Source organism: Amycolatopsis sp. AA4 (assembly GCF_002796545.1).
GTDB lineage: Bacteria > Actinomycetota > Actinomycetes > Mycobacteriales > Pseudonocardiaceae > Amycolatopsis.
Map to the genome: position 1 here is coordinate 3,005,007 of NZ_CP024894.1, position 17,876 is coordinate 3,022,882.

The window sequence follows — 17,876 nt, forward strand, 5'->3', positions numbered from 1 at the left end:
GGCGTGCTCACGACGAAGGGGAGTGGCGTGAACGAAACACGCGAAGCGCCGAAGGCCGGCGGCCAGCTGAAGCTGGTGCTCGTGCTGGGCGTTCTGGTGGCACTGGGGCCGCTGTCCATCGACATGTATCTTCCGGCGCTGCCGGACATCACCCGCGAACTGTCGACGACGGAGTCGACGATCCAGCTCACCCTCACCGGAACGGTGCTGGGGCTCGGGCTCGGCCAGCTGATCGCCGGCCCGCTTTCGGACGCGATGGGGCGGCGGATCCCGCTCGTCGCGGGAAGTTTGATCCACGTGCTCGCGTCGCTGCTGTGCCTGGTGGCCCCGACGGTCGAGCTGCTGAGCGCGGCGCGCGTGCTGCAGGGGCTGGGCGCCTCGGCGGGCGCGGTGCTGGCGCTGGCCGTGGTGCGCGACCTCTACACCGATCGCGCCGCGGCGAAACTGCTGTCCAAGCTCATCCTCGTGATGGGCGTTTCCCCAGTGCTGGCCCCTACGCTCGGCAGCGCGCTGCTGGCGTGGACGCACTGGCGCGGGGTGTTCGTGGCGCTCGCCGCGATCGGGCTGGCGAGCGGCATCGCGGCGGCGCTCGCGCTGCCGGAGACCCTGCCGCCCGCGCGGCGGCAGCCGTTCCGGTTCCGGGCGACCGTGCGGTCCTACCGGAGCCTGTTCACCGACCGCTCGTTCGTCGGGCTGGTGCTCGTGGCCGGGTTCGCGATGGCCGGGCTGTTCGCGTTCGTCAGCGGCGGGTCGTTCGTGTTCCAGCAGCAGTACGGGCTGGACCAGCAGCAGTTCGGCCTGATGTTCGGGGCGAGCGCGGTGTGGCTGATCGCCGCGACGCAGGTCAACGCCCGGCTGATGAACCGGTTCGAACCGCACCAGGTGCTGCTTTTCGCGAGCGTCGCGGCGGCGGCCTCGGCGGCGGTGCTGCTGGTGACCGCGCTGACCGGATTCGGCGGCATGTTCGGCGTCGCGGTGCCGGTGTGGGCGGTGCTGTTCTTCGCCGGGCTGATTCTGCCGAACGCGCCCGCGGTCGCGCTCGACGCGCACGGGGACAACGCCGGGACGGCGGCGTCGCTGCTGGGTGCGGTGCAGTTCGGCGTCGGCGCGGCGGTCTCGCCGGTGGTCGGCCTGCTCGGCAACAACGCGGCCGCGATGGCCACGGTGATGTTCGGCGGACTGGTCGTGTCCGGCCTGGTGCTGTGGCTGATCGCGCGGCCGTGGCAGGGCCGGGAGGTCGAGCGGGACGAAACGGTCGACCTCCGGGTGCCGGTGGCGGTCGACTGAGGTCTGGGGGGTGAGCGGCGTCGTCGGTCCGGCGACGCCGCTCACGGCGTCACATGCTGCGGAGCACCGAGACGACCACGCCGAGCACCGTTGCCCGGTCGCCGTCGATCACCTCGTAAGCCGGGTTGCGGGGCTCGAGGTAGACGTGCCCGTCGCGGCGGCGGTAGACCTTCACCGTCGCCTCCTCGTCGATCATCGCGGCGACGATCTGGCCCGAATGCGCCTCGGACTGCTGCTTGACCACCACGATGTCGCCGTCGCAGATCGCCGCGTCGACCATCGAATCGCCGCGCACGCGCAGCCCGAACACGGTGCCGCGGCCGGTGAGCCCGCGCGGCAGCTGCATGACGTCGTCCACGTGCTCCTGCGCGGAGATCGGCGTGCCGGCCGCGATGTCGCCGACCACCGGCACCGGCACGGAGTCGCGGCTCTCGCGCGAGGGGAGGTCGCCGAGGAAGGCGCGCACGTCGATCGGACGCGAGACACTGGGGCTGCGGCGCAGGAAACCCTTGTCCTCCAGCGCGGCGAGATGCTTCGACACCGAGGACGTCGACCGCAGCCCGACCGCTTCGCCGATCTCGCGCGTGCTCGGCGAATACCCGTGCCTGCCCACCCAGTCCCGGATGGTGGCGAGGATGTGCTGCTGCCGCTCGGGCAGGGCCGAAGCGTCCAGGTCGTCGAAGACGTCGTCGTAGGCGGTCACGGGCCGATCGTAGAGGGCGTCCGGGCCGGTCGCGCGGACCGGGCCGGTAGTTCCCTTGGTCGCTCCACTGTGGACGGTGGCGGCGCTTGGTAGAGTTGTCCCTCCGGAGGGTGACGGAGGGGACCGGATGACTCAGCCGGTGATACGGCCGAAGGTGACGGGGATCGGCATCGCGGTGGCGGTGGTGCTCGCACTGTTGGAGATCTACGCGATACTCGGGGGATACTGGTCGGTCGGCACAATCGTGAGCATCGGAGTCCGCGCCGGGCCGTCCGACTACCTGTACGCGGCGACTCCGGTGCTGGCGATCGTGGTGCTCGTCGGCATCGCGATGATTCTTGCGCGACGGCAATCGGTCGGCCGGATTTTGCTGTGGGGCGCGCCGGTGCAGCTGCTGTGCGCGCTCGCCGGGGGGATCCTTGCCCATTCCTGGTGGGACAGCGCTGCGTTCGGCGTGATGACGGTCCTGGCGGTAGTGCTGTGGCTGCCCGCGGTGTCGGCGAAGACGCCTCCGCCCGTGGGATACGGAATGCCTTACGGGGCACCGGTTCCGGGCATGCCGCAGTACCCGGGGCAGGTTCCGATGGGACAGCAGTATCCGCAGCAGTACGGCGCACCGGGCATGCCGCAGCAATACCCGCCGCAGTACCCGCAACAGCAGCAGCCGATGCCGGGCCAATGGCCTGCCTCCGGCCCGCCCCAGCAGGGATGGCCGGGCCAGTGATCAGTGCCCGGCGAAGCGCCGCTGTTCGTCCGTGACGTCGGTGAGCACGCGCTTGAACTCCGCGTACGCGTTCCGGCCCAGCCGCTGGGCGTGCCGGTCCTCGATCGCGGCGAGAATGCGGGTCGAGGCCGCGATCATGGCCTGCCCGCGTTCGGTCGGGCAGACGAGTTTCGCGCGCCGGTCGGCCGGGTCGGGGCGGCGTTCGACGTAGCCGAGCGTCGCGAGTTCGTCGACCATCGTGCCGATGACCTGCTTGCGCCGTCCGGACCGGCGCGACAGCTCGGTCGCGCGCGCCCCGTCCGGGCCGAGGTAGGCGAGCACCGCGCCGTGCCGCGGGCTCAGGTCGCCGAAGCCCTCGGCGGCCAGCGCGGTGAACAGCTCCCGCTGCACCGCGAACAGCAGCCGTCCGGCGAGCATGCCGAGGTCGGGCGGCGCGGGCAGGCGGGAGTCGGGCACGGCGGAGATCGTAGCGCGGGGTCAGGACCGCCGGGGGAGCACGCAGAATTCGTTGTCCTCGGGGTCTTTCAGCACGATCCAGTGGTCTTCTTCCGAATCTTCCGAGACTTTCGCGCCGAGGGTGACGAGGCGGGCCACCTCGTCGCGCTGTTCGATCGTGTCCGGCGCGATGTCCAGGTGCAGCCGGTTCTTGACCGTCTTCCCCTCGGGCACCGGCTGGAACAGCAGCGACGGCCGGTCCGGCGCTTTCAGTTCGACGTAGGTGAGTCCGTGGTTGTCCGTCCACCGCTCGGTCCGCGGATAGTCCAGCGCTTCCCGCCAGAACGCGGCGAGCGCGTCGGCGTCTCGGCAATCGATGGCGACGGCGATCAGGTGGCTGCTCATGATCGAGGAATTACCCGCGATCGGCCGCGGTTATGCCCGGGACCTGATATGTCCACAGTGGACGATCAATGCGGGTGGGCGAGAAGCGTGCCGAGACCGGGTCCGGCGGCGGGCCGGCCGAGCAGGGTGAGGCAGTGCCAGAGCGTCACCTGCGTCGCGGTGAGCACGGGTTTGCCCGCGCGCTGTTCGAGTTCGGCGAGCAGGGGAGCGGTGTGCAGGGCGGTCTCCGGGAGCAGGACGGCCTGGGCGTCCGAGGAGGCTGCGGAATCGATCAGGGCGCGGATGCGGTCGCTGTCCCAGGAGGCCAGGTCGCGGTCCGAACCGGCGTCGGCGGAGACGGCGTGCACGGTGGCGACGTCTTCCTCGGCGAGGAACGCCGAGAACGCGTCGGTGAGGTCCGGCGCGTACACCGACGCGAGCGCGATCCGCTGGAGGCCGAGCCGGTGCGCGGCGGCGAGGAACGCCAGCGACGTGCTGCTCGCCGGGACGCCCAGCGCGTCCGTCAGGGCGTCGGTCTGCGTCTTGGCCACGGCGAGGCCGTCGAGGAAACTGCAGCTCGTGCACGCCCAGCTGACCACGCGCGGGGACGTCGTGAACTTCGCCGCCGTCCGGACCAGCCGGTCCGGCTCGCTCAGCTCGCGCACCGCGGTCTGGACGTCCTCCCGCTCGACCGCGCGCCGCGCCCAGGGCACGTAGGCGAACTCCACGCCCGGCCGGGCGTCGAGGCATCCGGCCAGGGCGGTGAAGTCGTCCTCGGCGCAATCGCGAGTGGGGTACAGCAGACCGATCATCTCGGGCAGTGTCGCACTTGAACGCCCGGACGGCAGAACTTCAGGAGCCGGGGCCGGAGTAGATCTCCGCGGCGGGCGGGGCGGCGACCGGGCGGGGTTCGCCCATGTCGAAGTCCACCGCGCCCTGCTTCGGGGACTCGTACCGCACCAGGGAGTAGGTCGTTCCGAAACGCTCGAGGTAGATCGTGTTGCTGCCGTTCCGGTACCGCACCGCCGGAGTGCCCGCCAGGTCGACGGGTTCGCCCGCGGAGTAACCGGGTTTGCCGAGGTCGTCGGCGGCGGAGCCGAGGAAGGCGTCGATGTCCAGGAGGCTCTTCAAACTCGCGCCGCGGCCGTGGAGCAGCGGGGAGTCCGCCGACAACCACTTGCCGTTCATCTTCGACGGTGTTCCGGCGGGCACTCCGGTGATCTTGGTCATCCCGTCGGTGATTTTGATCCACGTCGTGTCGCCGACGCGTACGAGCGACACCGGCCCGCCGCCCACCTCGATCGAGCCGCCCGCACTGTCGTGGTTGAGCTGCAGGTCGACGGTGAAGCCGTTGGTGGTCGTGCCCTTGATGTGCACTGCCCGGGCCATGCCCAGCTCGTTCGCGACGGTGTCGCCGACCGTCGCGGCGTCGGGCGGCGCGTCGAACGGCTTGACCGGCGAACTCGGGGCCGCGCTGGTCGGAGGCGGGGCGACGGGACTGCCCCCGGAACCGGAGCAGGCAGTGCACGCGAGCGCGGCGGCGGTCGCGACGACGCCGCAGCGCAGGAAGAAACGGTGCGAGACCGGGCGAATCATGCGATTTCCGTTCGGAACAGGCCCGGGACACCCCGGACGGCGGGAACGCGGGGCGGGGCGGTCAGGAGCCGGAGTAGATCTCGGCGGCGGGCGGGGCCTCGACCGGGCGGGAGTCGTCCCATCCGCTGAACTCCATCGTTCCCTGCTCGGGGGACTCGTAGCGCAGCAGGCGGTGCGAGCCGGCGGCCTCGAGGAACATCGTCCGGCTGCCGTTGCGGTACTTCAGCGCCGGGGCGCCCGCCACGTCGGCGGGTTCGGCCGCGGAGTAGCCGGGCTGGTCGAGGTCCTCGGCCATGGCGCCGACGAGGAAATCGCGGTCCACGAAGAGCTTGACCCCCTCGCCCAGCCCCTTGGTCATCGGGGAGTCCATCGACACCCACTTGCCGTCGAGCGGGGAGCGGGCCCCGGCGGGCCGCCCGGCCAGCTTGGCCATGCCTCGGGTGAACTTGATCCAGACCTTGTCGCCGACGCGGACCACGGGGATCTCCGAGCCGTCCTGCTCGATCGAGCCGCCCGCGCTGTCCTTGTTGAGCTGCACGTCGATCTTCGTCGTGCCGTCCTTGCCTTTGACGTGCACCGCGGCCGACTTCTTCATCGCGGCTTTGACGGTGTCGCCGATCGTCGCGGCGTCGGGCGGGGCGTCGGACGGCTTGACCGGCGAACTCACGGCCGCGCCGGCCGGCGGCTGCGCGGCGGTGCTGCCGGAGCCGGAGCAGGCGGTGCACGCGAGCGCGACCGCGACAGTGCCGTAGCTCAGGAGAAGACGATTCTGGACCGGGCGAATCATGCGGTTTCCGTTCAGGAGAGGCCCGGGACACCCCCGGGCGCATCCGCTTATCGGCCGGTCCGGCGGTCCGTTACGGCTTGCCGGCCGCCGTCATGGAACCGTGATCACCCGGTCCACATCGGACAACGGCCTCGCGCTCCCGGGCGGCGGGAACGCGAGGCCCTCCGGTCAGGAGCCGGGGCCGGAGTAGATCTCCGCGGCGGGCGGGGCCTTGGCGGGAACGGGCTCGTCCCAGCCGCTGAACTCCATCGTGCCCTCCGACGGGGACTCGAGCCGCAGCAGGCGGTGCGTGCCCTCGGCCTCGAGGAAGATCGTCCGGCTGCCGTTGCGGTACTTCAGCGCCGGGGCGCCCGCCACGTCGGCGGGTTCGGCGGCGGAGTAGCCGGACTTGTCGACGTCGTCGGCCATCGAGCCGACGAAGACGTCGTAGTCCAGGAACAGCTTGAACACCTCGCCCATGCCCTGGGCGAGCGGGGAGTCGAGCGACACCCACTTGTCGTTCACCATCGCGGCGGCCTCGGCTGGCAGCTTGGCTTCCTTGGTCAGCGACTTGCTGAACCGCATCCAGACCTTGTCGCCGACGCGCAGCACCGGGACCTCGACGCCGTCCTTCTCGATCGAGCCGCTCACGCTGTCCTTGTTGAACTGCATGTCGACCTTCATCTTGCCGTCTTCGCTCTTCGAGCCCTTGACGTGCACCGCGGTCGACTTCTTCATCGCGGCCTTGACGGTTTGGCCGACGGTCGCGGCGTCGAGCGGGGCGGCCGACGGCGCGGCGGAGGAGCTCGCGGCCGGGCTGGCGGCGGCGGGCAGCGGGACGGCGTTGCCGCCGGAGCCGGAGCAGGCGGTGCACGCGAGCGCGGCGGCGGCCGCGACGGCGGCACCGCGCAGGAGGAGACGGTTCGGGACCGGGCGAATCATGCGACTTCCGTTCGGGACAGGCCCAGGACGCCCCCGGGCACATCCGGTTATCGGCCGGTCCGGCGGTTCGTTACGCGTTGTCCGGTTCGTCACAGATCCGTGACTCGCCGCACCGTCCACAGTGGACCTCGCCCCTCAGCTCGCGGCGCGGGTCGCGGCGAAACCGGGGTGCGGCAGCCGCTGCGGACGGCCGTCCGGGTGGTACTCGAAGTGCCACCATTCGTTGTCGTACACGCGATACAGGCCGAACCGTCCACCGTGGACTTCGAGCCACTGCGCGCCTTCGTACGGCCGCACGTCGAGCGCGACGCCGCGCACGTGCTGCGATTGCGCGGGCGGAAGCGCGAGGTGCAGGGCGAGTTCGGGCGAACCGGCGCGCTGCACTTCGGCGTGGAACAGGTCGGCCTGCGTCGCCGCGTCGCGGTGGCCGGACGTCAGGCCGAGCAGGATTCCGTGCCGCCACAAGGCTTCCGTGCGCGCCGCGGTGAACGCGGCGTACGTGCCCGGCGTGAGCCCGGCGAGGTTTTCGGCCGGATAGCGGACCCCCAGTGCCCACTGGCACGCGACGTGGCGCGCCCGGCCCCGCGCGAACACCCACGCGACGGGCACGAAAAGCGCCGCGAGCACGTGGGTGACCACTCGGTAGATTCCGCTCACTGCAACGCCTTCACGACCGCGGCGGCGGCCTGCGCGATCAGTTTGTCGTCGGTCTTCGCGTCCTTCCGCGGGCGGTCGGACAGCACGGCGAGCACGATCGGCGCGCGGTTCGGCGGCCACACCACGGCGATGTCGTTGCGCGTGGCGTACTCGGCGGACCCGGTCTTGTCCGCGACCTGCCAGTCCGCGGGCACGCCGGCGCGGATCACGTGCGCGCCGGTGGTGTTCGCGCGCATGATCTTGGTGAGCACGGCCTGCTTGTCCGCCGGGAGTCCCGAGTCGAGCGCGACGGCGCGCAGGTCCTTGGCCCAGGCTCGCGGGGTGGTCGTGTCCCGGACGTCACCAGGGCTCGTCTCGTTGAGAGCGGGCTCGATGCGGTCCACGTGGGTGACCGTATCCCCCAGTCGGCGAAGCTCCGCAGCCAGCCCGGCGGGACCGCCGATTTCGCGGAACATGAGGTTATCCGCCGTGTTGTCGCTGTAACGCAGCGCAGCGTCCAGGACGCTCTGTAACGACATTTGCTCCCCGACGTGCTTCTCCGTGATCGGGGAATTGGACACGAGATCGCTTTGCCGAATCGTGACCGTGCGGGCCAAATCGTCCCCGCGGTGCAGGATCGCTGCCGCGTTGAACACCTTGTGCGTGGAAGCGTAGGCAAAGCGGTCGTCCGCGTGATAGGCGACCTCGCGACCGTTGCCGGTGTCGATCGCGTAGACGCCGAGCCGGGCGTCGAAAGCCTTCTCCAGCGCGGCGAAATCCGGCTGCGCGACCGTCTTGGCCGCGGCCGGCGCGGCGGACTGCGCGGAACTCGCCGGGGCTTCCGGTGTTGCTGGTGCGGCACACGAGGCTAGCGTGACCAATGCGAACGCGGCCAGGGTCAGCCTGCGGAACACGGGGTTCTCCCTCCGGAGTCGATCAACTGCCCGCAGCGTGCCCGCGCCTGGTTCATGCGGTCCAAGACACTTTTGTGCGGGATGATGCGGATCTGGCATAAGCTCTGGTCATGGACTTGGTCGCGGGCTGCAAGGCGTTCGTGAGCGTGACCGAAGCGGGGAGCTTCACCGGGGGCGCGGCGGTCGCGCGGATCCCGCAGCCGGTGGCGAGCCGCCGGATCGCCGCGCTCGAAAAGCACCTGGGGGAGCGGCTGTTCGACCGGTCGACGCGGCGCGCGCGGCTCACGCAGTTCGGCCGGGACCTGCTGCCGTCCGCGCAACGCCTGGTGCGCCTCGCGGAGGCGATGGAACACGACGCTCAGCGCGCGCGTCGGCGGCCGTTGCGGCTGGCGGTCCCGGACACCTCGACCACGCGCGATCTGGCCGAACTCGAAGCGCAGGCGCGGACGGTCGAGGTGTTCCTGGAGTTCCGCGTCGCCGGGCCGGCCGAGCGGGCCGAGCTGGTGCGGACGCAGGAGGTGCGGGCCGCGCTGGTCGCGGTGCCGCCGGAGGACGGGGGCTGGACGGTGCCGCTCGGGCTGGCCAGCGAGGCCGAGCCGGACGAGGCCGTGGTGCACCTGGAAACCCTGCGCGCGGGCCGGTCGGCAGGCCCGCGCCGCCGGGTGTGGGTGCAGCCGGAGGACGACGTGCCGCACGTGCGCGACCGGGTGTTCCGCGCCCGGGACGCAGCCGGGTTGCTGCCCGCGCAGGTGGAGGTGGCCGGGACGCTGACGACGGCCGCGGCGAGCGTGATCGGGTCGGCGGATCTGCTGTTGTGCTCGGCGGATCAGGCGCGGGAACTGGGGCTGGCGTGGCGGCCGCTGGGCGGTGTCCGGCTCGCGCGCGGCTACGACGTCGCGGCGGGGCTGGGCGACGACGTCGACCGGGTGCGGACGCCGTTGCGCGCGGCGATCGCGCGGTGTCTCGGTGCGAGCGTTGCGGCAGACTGACCCGGTGAGCACGGAGGCGTTGCTGGCGCGGTTGCGGGACGAACTGGACGAGGGCGGGCTGCGAGGCTCGTTCCTCGTCCGCGACCTCGGGTCCGGCCGCGAGATCGGGATCGAGCCCGACCTGGAGTTCGCGACCGCTTCGCTGGTCAAGGTCCCGCTCGTGGCGGTGACCGAGGACCGGATCCGGCGCGGCGAACTGGACGGCGCGCAGCAGGTGGAGGTCCAACCCGGCCGCATCGAGACCGCGGGGCCGGCCGGGCTGTCGCGCTTCCGGCATCCGGCGCGGCTGGCGGTGGCCGACCTGATGTACCTGGCCTCCGCGATCAGCGACAGCGCGGCGGCCGACCAGCTGTTCGCCCTGACCCCGCCTGCCGAGGTCGCGCGGACCGTGCGGGAGTGGGGCATCACCGGCATCTCGGTGCGGCACGCGGTGGCGGAGCTGAGCGACACCCCGGTGGAACGGTTCGCCGCGGCCGACGTGCACCTCGCGCATTCGCTGGCCATCGGCGCGGTGACCGAGGGGCAAGGGCATCTGGTGCGGCAGCTGGACGTTTCGCGCGCGAGTTCCGGTTCGGCGCGCGCGTTCGCCGACTTGCTGACCGCGTTGTGGACACCGTCCAAAATAGACCCGGACGTGTCCGCTCGGGTGCGTCAGCTGATGGGGGAAAACCTGCTGCGCCAACGGCTGGCGCCGGATTTCGCGTCCGATTCCGCGAAGTGGTCGTCGAAAACCGGGACGCTGCTGAACCTGCGGCACGAGATCGGGGTCGTGGAGCACGCGGACGGGCAGGCGTTCGCGGTCGCCGCGCTGACCGAATCCCGCGTGCCCGCGGCGATTCAGCCGGAAGCGGAGATTCTGATGGCCCGGGTGGCGCGGTCGTTGCGCGACCACCTGCGCGCGCTCGGATAGGCAGGTCCGGCCGGATCCGCCCTCGCGGCGGATCCGGCCGGGTCCCGCGTCAGGCCAGGCCCAGCAGCGTGAGGATGAGAACGATTCCGTGCGTCTGCATTTCCCGCACCTCCCTCCCGGATCCAGGCACGGAAAACCCCCGCCGCGAAAGTTTTCCTTTTCGCGGCCGATCGGTTTCCGTGATTCTCGGCGAACCGCCCGGAGCGAGCGGCGTGCACCCAGAATGCGATCCGGGAACGAGCGGGGAAAGGGGTTTCCTGTTTCCTCGGCGAGCAGGAAACACCTGGCGCCGGGGAACCCCGGCGCCTAGCGAAGCGTGGGGTTTCCCCAGGCCAGCGCCGCCGGTCGGGTCATCCGGGCGGACGGGCCCGCCGGGGGACGGCGGATCTCGAGCCGCAGCCGCCGGATGCCGGTGACGTCGAGTTCGGTGTGCCGGGGGCTGCCGAACGCGGAATGGTCGAGGTGGCGGATTTCGCCGTCGAGCCGGACGCAGAACAGGCCGGTCTGAAAAGCCGCGTCCTCGGCGTCGTCGAGCACGCCGGCGACCGCGGTGAAATGCGCGTAGCAGCCGCCGAGGTCGATTTCCGCGAACGCCCACGCCCCGTCGGTCGGCCCGGCGGTGCGGAAAACGACGCTGTGCTCGTAGCTGATCCCGTCGATCCGCGCTGAACCGGCGGAGATGTCCGCGCTCTTCTCGCGCCACGGCAGTTCGGTCGCCAGGACCGGTCCGGAGACGGAATCCGTTGCCCCGCGCCACATCCCGCGCACCGGACGCTCGTTCTGGCTGCGCCCGGTGATCGCGGAGAGCAGCCCGGCGACGCCGTCGTCGGTGAATTCCGGAATCCGGAAATGCGTGGTGGAATACGGCGTGAGAAACGCCGGGATGTCTTCGACGGAAGCGCCGGGCAGCACCACCGGCAGGATGCGGCTGGTCTCGCGCTCCAGGTCGCGGGTGAGGGCGTCGCGCATGATCCGCGCCTCGAACTGGGAGCCGCGGCCCTCGTCGAAGGGCGCCTCGCCGTCCGCGCGCCGCCGGTAGTCCGGCGACGCGACCACCAGCACGAAATCGGCGGCGCGGATGTTCCGGATCGCCCAGGCCGACCAGTCGAGCCGGGACGCGTCGTCCCACTGGTCCAGCCGCACGTCGAGGCCGATCCGGGCGCGGAGGAAGGTGGCGAAGGTCCCGACCTGCCGGTAGTGCTCGGCGGCGGTGTCGTGGGCGTAGCTGACGAAGACTCGGGGTGCGGCGGACATCGGGCTCCTTGAAATTCGGCGGCGACCGGTCCAGTTTCGGGTCCGGCGGGCGGTCGCGGGTTTTCGGCCACAAAGTGTCCAGAATCTGTCCCTTGTCGGCGCCGGTGCGAAAGGTATCGTCGTGCTCCGAGGTCGGATCGCCAGGACGCGGAAATCGACGGGGAGCGCTGCCCAGGTGTACCACTACGACGTTTTCATCAGTTATCTGCGCACCGCCGATCCGATCGCCCGGTGGGTGCGCAACCATTTCCATCCCCGGTTGCGCGAAATGCTCGACGGCAACCTCGACCGCGAGGTGCGGGTGTTCTTCGACGGCTCGGTCCGGGTCGGCGGCAAGTGGCCGGACGAGCTTCGGGCTGCGTTGCAGCGCACGAGAATCCTGGTTCCGGTGTGTTCCCCGAAGTACTTCTACGACGAGTGGTGCCGGGCGGAATGGGCCTCGATGGCACGCCGCGAAGAACTGGCCGGAGGAGACCGTCCGGCCACCCTGATCTATCCGGTCATCTATTGCGATTCGAAGAATTTCCCGCCGTTCGCGCACGAACGCCGGATGCAGGACTTGACCCGGTGGAACCACCCGTACGAGCAATTCGAGGTCTCGACCCGGTACCTGGGTTTTCACGACGAGATGAACCGCATCGCGGCGGAGATCGAGGAACTGCTGAGCGCGGCCCCGGCGTGGCGGCCGGACTGGCCGGTGCTCACTCCGCTCCCGGAAACCCCTCCCGCCGCAAGCTTTCCGAGGCTCTGAGCGATGGCGGGCGTCGTGATCACCTTCTATTCCTACAAGGGCGGCGTCGGGCGCAGCTTCACGCTGGCCAACGTCGCGGTGCTGCTGGCCCGCTGGGGGCATCGGGTGCTGTGCGTCGACTGGGATCTCGAAGCGCCGGGACTGCGCGAGTACTTCAGGCCCGAACTGGAGCGCGATCCCGAAGGCGGAGTGGTCGATCTCGTCGCCGATTTCCGGGCGGGCACCGTCCGGCCCAAGCGGCACATCATCCCGGTCAAGCTGGACAACGTGCCCGGCACGCTGGACTTCCTTCCCGCGGGCGGCGACGGCCCCGGGTATCCGGCGCAGGTGCAGGGGATCGATTGGGAAGGCCTGTACGACGAGGAGTTCGGCGAGTATCTCGAACGCTGCCGGGAAGCGTGGACCTCGGACTACGACTACGTCCTGCTCGACAGCCGCACGGGAATCTCCGACGTCGGCAGCATCTGCACCGCGCACCTGCCGGACCGGCTGGTCGTTCTCTACACCGCGAACATGCAGAGCGTCCGCGGCGCGGTCGACATCGCGCACCGGGCGAACGTCGCGCGGAATGCCCTGCCGTACGACCGTCCGCAGCTCCCCGTGCTGCCGGTCCTCTCGCGCTTCGACACGCGCGAGGAGTACGACCGCTCGGAAAGCTGGCGGGAAATCTGCCTGAACGAGACGCGGAGCCTCTTCGACAGCTGGCTGGACCAGGACGTTCCGCCCGCGGTGATCGCCCGCCATCTCACGCTGCCCTACGTCTCGTACTGGACCTTCGGCGAGCAGCTGCCGGTACTGCTGGAGAAAAGCCCGGGTGCCGACCAGATCGGGTTCGCGCTCGAAACCGTCGCCGCGGTGATCGCCCATTCCTTCGACCGGACCGAACTGCTGGCCGAAAACCGCGACGCCTACGTCGCGGCGGTGCGGACCCGAACGCAGAAGTTCGCCTACGACATCCAGGTCAGCATGCCCCGGTCGAGCCTCGACGTCTCCCGGAAGCTGGTGGCGGAGCTGGAAAAGCTCGGCATCCGGGTGGGGAGATCGCTGTCCGGCGACCGGTCCTGGCTCGGCCGCGCGGAAACCGACGCCCGCCACCTGTGCCTGGTGATCGACGGCAAGGCGAGCCGATGGCAGCTCGCGGAGGTCGAGTTGTTCCTGCACCGCACGTTCGGCCAGGACCGCAGGCTCATCCCGGTGCTCACCGAAGGCACCGACCCGCGCGAGCTGTCCGGCTACCTCGGCAACCTCCGGCATCTGCGCCTCGGCCCCGCGACCGGACCGGCGAAGGTCGCGCGCGGCCTCGCCGACGAGATCGGCTCCGGCCGGGCGCTGGCCGACACCGGCCAGGCGGACCTGGTTTCCCTGCTGCGGCAAGCCGAACACGGTCGGCTGCGGCCGGAACTGTGGGACCTCGTGGGCGAGTTCGCCGGCGAACTCCCGCCCGCGGTCGGCGCCGGGGACAGCGTGCGCGCCCAGGAACTCGGCGCGGACCTGGCCGTGCTGCTGCGCCCGCGCCGCGACGGCGACGGCGCGGTGCCGCCGCCGCCCCGGGTCCGGAACGCACTGGCCTGGGCCCGGCAAGTGCTCGACGTGCGGGTCAACGGCAGCTAGCCGCCCGCCCCCAGAACGCCCCGGCCGCGCCCGCGTCCGGGATGCCCCGAGGAAGGACGGCGGATGCACGAACGACTGAGCCACAAGCAGTCCGCGGCGATGATCGCGCTGATGGTGCACGGCCGGGAGATGACGAACCCGGAGCTGCGCAAGGAAGCGGGCTTCGCCCTCGACGGAAGGGACCGGCTCAAGCTCAACGAACGCTACGTCAGCAGCCGCAAATCCGGCCGGGCCTTCGCGCACCGGCTCACCGACGCCGGCTGGGACTGGTGCGCGGAAGAACTGGCCGCGCTGACCCCGCCGAAACCGGTGCGGAGCACGTTGACCGTGGTGGCTTACCTGGCGATGCACAAGTTCTTCGAGTATCTGCGGCTGCACAATGTTTCGCTGAAGGTGGTGTTCGCGGGCAGTGATGCACCGCAGGCAGCAGATCTGGAAGAGCAGATCCGGACCGCGTACCGGAAACTCGCCCGTTCACCGCGTGGCTGGGTCGGCCTCGCTGATCTCCGGCCTTTGCTGCGCGACGCTGCGACCGCCGAAGTCGACGCAGTGCTCAAACAACTCAGCCGTACCGGACAAGCGCACCTGGTGCCTGAGTCGAACCGCAAGGCTCTCACCCCTGCGGACCGGGAGGCGGCCGTGCGCATCGGCGGTGAGGACAATCATCTGCTCTCGATCGAGGTGTCATGATCGAACATTTAGCTGTTCTGGCGACCTTGCGGTTCGACTGGATCGATGCTCCTGACCACGTGTGGAAAGATTCGCCCTATCATGTCGACGGTCTGCACGACGACGTGATGTCGGCGATCGACGCCAGGATCCGCCATGCGGCCGCGAGCGACGGCCCGAGTCCGGTCGGTCTCGTGATGCAGGGGATGAAGGGCGTCGGCAAGACGCATCTCCTCGGCTTGGTCCGGCGGGCCGCGCATCTGGCTGGCGGCTATTTCTTTCTCGACAACCTCACGGCGGGGACCGCGTTCTGGGAGGACGCGGCCGATGCTTTGCGACACGGACTGTCGCGAGTGGACGCTTCGGGCGAGCCGCAGGTGCGCAGCTTTGTGCGCCGGGTGTGCGAGCGCAGCGACGTGCCGTGGGAAAGTGCTGCGGCGTTGCTCAGCGGAAAGGGGTTGAACCGGTCGCATCTCGACGCGTTCTTGGCGGGATTGCGCAAGCTGGACCGGCAGGTCGCGATCGAATGCGCGGACATGGCACGCGCGCTGGTGCTTTACGCCTCCGAGGATCCGACCCACAACGAGGTCGGCGACGCGTATCTAGGCCGTTGCGAGGAAGCGAAGTCCGGCAGCCGTCGCAAGTGGAGCATCCGGCTGAAGCCGAAGTCGGCAAAGGAACAAGTGCACGACATCACGCGGCTGCTGGCACTCACCGGACCGCTGGCGATCAGCGTCGACCAGTTCGACACACTGGTTGCCCGGTCGGACAAACTGGCGAGGGAAGGCGGGAAAGCCGGAGGAACTGATCTGCTCGTGGCCCAGATCGCCGACGGCCTGATGGGACTGCGGGAGGTGACCCGCCGGACGGTGACCGTTCTCGCCTGTCTGCCCGCGACGTGGGAACTGGTCAAGGAGAAGGCCGCTGACACTGTGCCTGACCGGTTCGAGGAAACCCGCATACTCGGGCGTGTGCTGGACGCCGAGGTGGGACGGCGTCTGGTGGAACGGCGATTGGGAGTCGCCTACGCCGCGATGGACTTCACTCCGCCGCATTCGACTTGGCCGGTGGCCGCCTCGGCATTCGACGGCCCGTGGGACGAATACACGCCGCGGGAAATGCTGAAGCGGGTCGGTACGCATATCGAAGCTTGCGTCCGCGCGGAACGAGTGGTGGAGATGACCACCTTCGATCCGGACGCGCCTGCAGCGCTGCCCGCGCGCCCGGCGCCCAAGCGTGATCGCTTCTCGGAGCTGGATGCCTGGTTCGAGCAACTCCGGGCGGACGCGGATCCGTCGGCGCTGCTTCACCCTAAGGTCGAGGACGAGGTGATGCCCCGGCTGCTCTCAGCGGCGTTGCGCGGCTGGATTACCGAGGTCGGCGACGACGAGATGGAGTGGGACACTCGCAAAACCGACGACGAGCTGCACGCCTGGCTCACTCACACCATCGACGAAGCCTCGGATCTCGAGGAGCATTGGGCGTTTCGCTCAATCGCTGCGAACCACGCGGTCGCGGTGCTCAACCGGTTCCGCAAGGCGCGTTCGGCGGCGGGATTGCGCCCGGGAGCGGACAACCGCCACCTCATCCTGATCCGGAACTCCTCGTGGTCCAAAGGAGAGAAAACCCAGGCCGAACTGCGGGCCTTCGAAGCCGCCGGGGGGAAGCGGCTCAAGATGTCCGAAGCGGACGTCCGGACGTTCTGGGCGCTGGACGAGATGTTCGTCAAGGGCGGCCCGGACGTCCACGAGTGGCTCATCGACCGCAGGCCCGCCCGGCGGTCCCAGCTGCTTTCCGGTGTCCTGCCCGACGCCGGGCCCCGCACCGGCGGTCCCGCGCAACCGGTCCCGCCACCGGCGCCTCCGCAACCCGCGGCTCAGCGGTCCGCGAACCCGAGCCCCGCGAATCCGAGCCCCACGAACCCAATCCCAGCGAACCAGCGACCCCCAGCCCAGCCCTCCCTCTTCACCCCGCGCCCGAACCGCACCGGAACCGCTCAAGCACCCCGTTCCGACGGGACCCACCCCCCGCCGGAGGGCGCCCTCACCCTCGGCACCGAAACCGGTTCCGGCAAACCTCTCCGCATCGAACTCTCCGCCCTTCGCAAGCACGCCGCCGTCTTCGCCGGGTCCGGGTCGGGGAAAACCGTGCTCCTGCGCCGGATCGTCGAGGAATGCGCGCTGCTCGGCGTGTCTTCCATCGTGCTGGACCCCAACAACGACCTCGCCCGCCTCGGCGACGCGTGGCCGAGTCCGCCGAGCGGCTGGGGGCCGGAGGACGCGCGGCTCGCCGAGCGTTATCTCGAAGGCACCGACGTCGTCGTGTGGACTCCGGGCCGCGCCACCGGTCGTCCGCTGGGGTTCGAGCCGTTGCCGGATTTCGCCGGGGTGCTCGACGACGAGGACGAGTTCTCCGCGGCCGTCGAGGTGGCGGTCGCCGCTCTCGCGCCGCAGGCCCGGCTCACCGGCAGCACTGCGAAGGCGGACATCGGGCTGGCCGTGCTGCGGCAGACGATCGTGCACCACGCCCGCACCGGCTCGCGGAGCCTGCCGGAGCTGATCGGCGTCCTCGAAGATCTGCCCGACGGCGTCACGAATCTCAACGGCGGCCGGAAAATCGCGGCCGAGGTCGCGGAGCTGCTCAAGGCCGCGATGGTGAACGACCCGCTGTTCGCCGGGGCCGCGACCCCGGTCGATCCGGCGCTGCTGCTCACCCCGGCGGACGGCAAGCGGGCGCGGATCTCAGTGATCAGCTTCGCCGGGCTGCCGTCCGAGGCGCAGCGGCAGAGTTTCGTGAACCAGCTGCAGATGGAGCTGTTCGCGTGGATCAAGCGGAATCCGGCGGGGGACCGGCCGCTGGGCGCGCTCTTCGTGATGGACGAGGCGCAGACGCTCGCGGCGTCCGGTTCGCTCACCGCGAGCACGCGCAGCACCATCGTGCTGGCCGCGCAGGCCCGGAAGTACGGGCTGGGGCTGCTGTTCGCGACGCAGGCGCCGAAGGGGCTGCACAACCAGATCGCCGGCAACGCGATGACGCAGTTCTTCGGGCGGCTCAACAGCCCGGCGCAGATCGCCGCGGCGAACGAGATGGCGCGCGCGAAAGGCAGTCCGGTGGCGGACATCTCGCGGCTGGAGCGGGCCCAGTTCTACGTGTCCGGCGAGGCGTTCGGCTTCCGGCGCGTGTCGACGCCGCTGTGCCTGAGCCACCACCCGGCGAGCCCGCTGCGCCTCGAGGAGGTGCTCGCCCGGGCCCGGAACGGGGAGGGAAGAGGGGAGGGGTGAAACAGCGGCCCGGACCCGGGGATC

18 protein-coding genes are annotated in these 17,876 nt (G+C 70.5%); 8 read left to right on the forward strand and 10 right to left on the reverse strand.

Going from position 1 to position 17,876, the window contains the following annotated elements; translation table 11 throughout:
• Positions 1-27: 27 nt before the first annotated feature.
• On the forward strand, positions 28-1,287 hold the full coding sequence (locus tag CU254_RS14150) for a Bcr/CflA family multidrug efflux MFS transporter (protein WP_100266785.1): 1,260 nt from the start codon (positions 28-30) through the stop codon (positions 1,285-1,287).
• A gap of 49 nt (positions 1,288-1,336) precedes the next feature.
• On the opposite strand, the gene lexA is transcribed toward CU254_RS14150, so the two are convergent.
• On the reverse strand, positions 1,337-1,990 hold the full coding sequence (lexA, locus tag CU254_RS14155) for a transcriptional repressor LexA (protein ID WP_009076751.1): 654 nt from the start codon (positions 1,988-1,990) through the stop codon (positions 1,337-1,339).
• A gap of 127 nt (positions 1,991-2,117) precedes the next feature.
• Between lexA and CU254_RS14160 the strand changes: the two genes are divergently transcribed.
• Positions 2,118-2,714 (forward strand): hypothetical protein, encoded by a 597-nt coding sequence (locus CU254_RS14160; RefSeq protein ID WP_050788177.1) that lies wholly within the window; start codon positions 2,118-2,120, stop codon positions 2,712-2,714.
• Here the strand turns inward: CU254_RS14160 and CU254_RS14165 are convergent, their stop codons facing one another.
• From CU254_RS14165 to bla, 8 genes are all read right to left on the reverse strand, one after another.
• On the reverse strand, positions 2,715-3,170 hold the full coding sequence (locus CU254_RS14165; protein WP_234392828.1) for a MarR family winged helix-turn-helix transcriptional regulator: 456 nt from the start codon (positions 3,168-3,170) through the stop codon (positions 2,715-2,717).
• Between the two features lie 21 nt (positions 3,171-3,191).
• Positions 3,192-3,554 carry a VOC family protein gene (locus CU254_RS14170; protein ID WP_009076757.1) on the reverse strand — a complete coding sequence of 121 codons (363 nt, stop codon included), beginning with the start codon at positions 3,552-3,554 and terminating at the stop codon, positions 3,192-3,194.
• 65 nt (positions 3,555-3,619) lie between these two features.
• Positions 3,620-4,345: a decarboxylase gene (locus tag CU254_RS14175; protein WP_037713610.1), complete on the reverse strand. Its 726-nt coding sequence runs from the start codon at positions 4,343-4,345 to the stop codon at positions 3,620-3,622.
• Between the two features lie 40 nt (positions 4,346-4,385).
• Entirely contained in the window at positions 4,386-5,129 is a 744-nt protein-coding gene (locus tag CU254_RS14180) for a hypothetical protein (protein WP_009076760.1), read from the reverse strand.
• A 61-nt stretch (positions 5,130-5,190) separates the two neighbouring features.
• Positions 5,191-5,916 carry a hypothetical protein gene (locus CU254_RS14185; RefSeq protein WP_009076762.1) on the reverse strand — a complete coding sequence of 242 codons (726 nt, stop codon included), beginning with the start codon at positions 5,914-5,916 and terminating at the stop codon, positions 5,191-5,193.
• 168 nt (positions 5,917-6,084) lie between these two features.
• Positions 6,085-6,837 carry a hypothetical protein gene (locus tag CU254_RS14190; protein WP_037713612.1) on the reverse strand — a complete coding sequence of 251 codons (753 nt, stop codon included), beginning with the start codon at positions 6,835-6,837 and terminating at the stop codon, positions 6,085-6,087.
• 135 nt (positions 6,838-6,972) lie between these two features.
• A complete protein-coding gene (locus CU254_RS14195) occupies positions 6,973-7,494 on the reverse strand; it encodes a D-alanyl-D-alanine carboxypeptidase family protein (RefSeq protein WP_009076764.1) in 522 nt (173 codons plus the stop codon).
• Positions 7,491-8,387 (reverse strand): class A beta-lactamase, encoded by an 897-nt coding sequence (gene bla / locus CU254_RS14200; RefSeq protein ID WP_009076765.1) that lies wholly within the window; start codon positions 8,385-8,387, stop codon positions 7,491-7,493. Before bla ends, CU254_RS14195 begins: the two co-directional genes overlap by 4 nt.
• Before the next feature lie 110 nt (positions 8,388-8,497).
• On the opposite strand from bla, the gene CU254_RS14205 reads away from it, so the two are divergent.
• Both CU254_RS14205 and CU254_RS14210 read left to right on the forward strand, forming a co-directional pair.
• The gene (locus CU254_RS14205; RefSeq protein ID WP_009076766.1) at positions 8,498-9,376 is read left to right on the forward strand and encodes a LysR family transcriptional regulator; all 879 of its coding nucleotides are present in this window, start codon (positions 8,498-8,500) and stop codon (positions 9,374-9,376) included.
• Between the two features lie 4 nt (positions 9,377-9,380).
• Complete coding sequence (locus CU254_RS14210; protein ID WP_009076767.1) at positions 9,381-10,286, forward strand: serine hydrolase; 906 nt, start codon at positions 9,381-9,383, stop codon at positions 10,284-10,286.
• Between the two features lie 306 nt (positions 10,287-10,592).
• Here the strand turns inward: CU254_RS14210 and CU254_RS14215 are convergent, their stop codons facing one another.
• Positions 10,593-11,540: an SEFIR domain-containing protein gene (locus CU254_RS14215; RefSeq protein ID WP_009076768.1), complete on the reverse strand. Its 948-nt coding sequence runs from the start codon at positions 11,538-11,540 to the stop codon at positions 10,593-10,595.
• 175 nt (positions 11,541-11,715) lie between these two features.
• On the opposite strand from CU254_RS14215, the gene CU254_RS14220 reads away from it, so the two are divergent.
• From CU254_RS14220 to CU254_RS14235, 4 genes are all read left to right on the forward strand, one after another.
• Positions 11,716-12,291, forward strand: a complete 576-nt coding sequence (locus CU254_RS14220) for a toll/interleukin-1 receptor domain-containing protein (protein ID WP_037713616.1) — start codon at positions 11,716-11,718, stop codon at positions 12,289-12,291.
• A 3-nt stretch (positions 12,292-12,294) separates the two neighbouring features.
• Positions 12,295-13,902, forward strand: a complete 1,608-nt coding sequence (locus CU254_RS14225; protein ID WP_009076770.1) for a KGGVGR-motif variant AAA ATPase — start codon at positions 12,295-12,297, stop codon at positions 13,900-13,902.
• Positions 13,903-13,965: 63 nt separating this feature from the next.
• Positions 13,966-14,592: a hypothetical protein gene (locus CU254_RS14230; RefSeq protein ID WP_037713619.1), complete on the forward strand. Its 627-nt coding sequence runs from the start codon at positions 13,966-13,968 to the stop codon at positions 14,590-14,592.
• A complete protein-coding gene (locus tag CU254_RS14235; protein ID WP_009076772.1) occupies positions 14,589-17,852 on the forward strand; it encodes an ATP-binding protein in 3,264 nt (1,087 codons plus the stop codon). Before CU254_RS14230 ends, CU254_RS14235 begins: the two co-directional genes overlap by 4 nt.
• Positions 17,853-17,876 lie beyond the last annotated feature (24 nt).

Bases quoted from the DNA above. Each gene is read 5' to 3' on its own strand.
- CU254_RS14185 (WP_009076762.1), bottom strand. From the start codon at position 5,916: ATGATTCGCCCGGTCCAGAATCGTCTTCTCCTGAGCTACGGCACTGTC.
- CU254_RS14225 (WP_009076770.1), top strand. From the start codon at position 12,295: ATGGCGGGCGTCGTGATCACCTTCTATTCCTACAAGGGCGGCGTCGGG.
- CU254_RS14230 (WP_037713619.1), top strand. From the start codon at position 13,966: ATGCACGAACGACTGAGCCACAAGCAGTCCGCGGCGATGATCGCGCTG.
- CU254_RS14170 (WP_009076757.1), bottom strand. From the start codon at position 3,554: ATGAGCAGCCACCTGATCGCCGTCGCCATCGATTGCCGAGACGCCGAC.
- CU254_RS14175 (WP_037713610.1), bottom strand. From the start codon at position 4,345: ATGATCGGTCTGCTGTACCCCACTCGCGATTGCGCCGAGGACGACTTC.
- CU254_RS14180 (WP_009076760.1), bottom strand. From the start codon at position 5,129: ATGATTCGCCCGGTCTCGCACCGTTTCTTCCTGCGCTGCGGCGTCGTC.
- CU254_RS14205 (WP_009076766.1), top strand. From the start codon at position 8,498: ATGGACTTGGTCGCGGGCTGCAAGGCGTTCGTGAGCGTGACCGAAGCG.
- CU254_RS14235 (WP_009076772.1), top strand. From the start codon at position 14,589: ATGATCGAACATTTAGCTGTTCTGGCGACCTTGCGGTTCGACTGGATC.
- CU254_RS14215 (WP_009076768.1), bottom strand. From the start codon at position 11,540: ATGTCCGCCGCACCCCGAGTCTTCGTCAGCTACGCCCACGACACCGCC.
- CU254_RS14190 (WP_037713612.1), bottom strand. From the start codon at position 6,837: ATGATTCGCCCGGTCCCGAACCGTCTCCTCCTGCGCGGTGCCGCCGTC.
- CU254_RS14160 (WP_050788177.1), top strand. From the start codon at position 2,118: ATGACTCAGCCGGTGATACGGCCGAAGGTGACGGGGATCGGCATCGCG.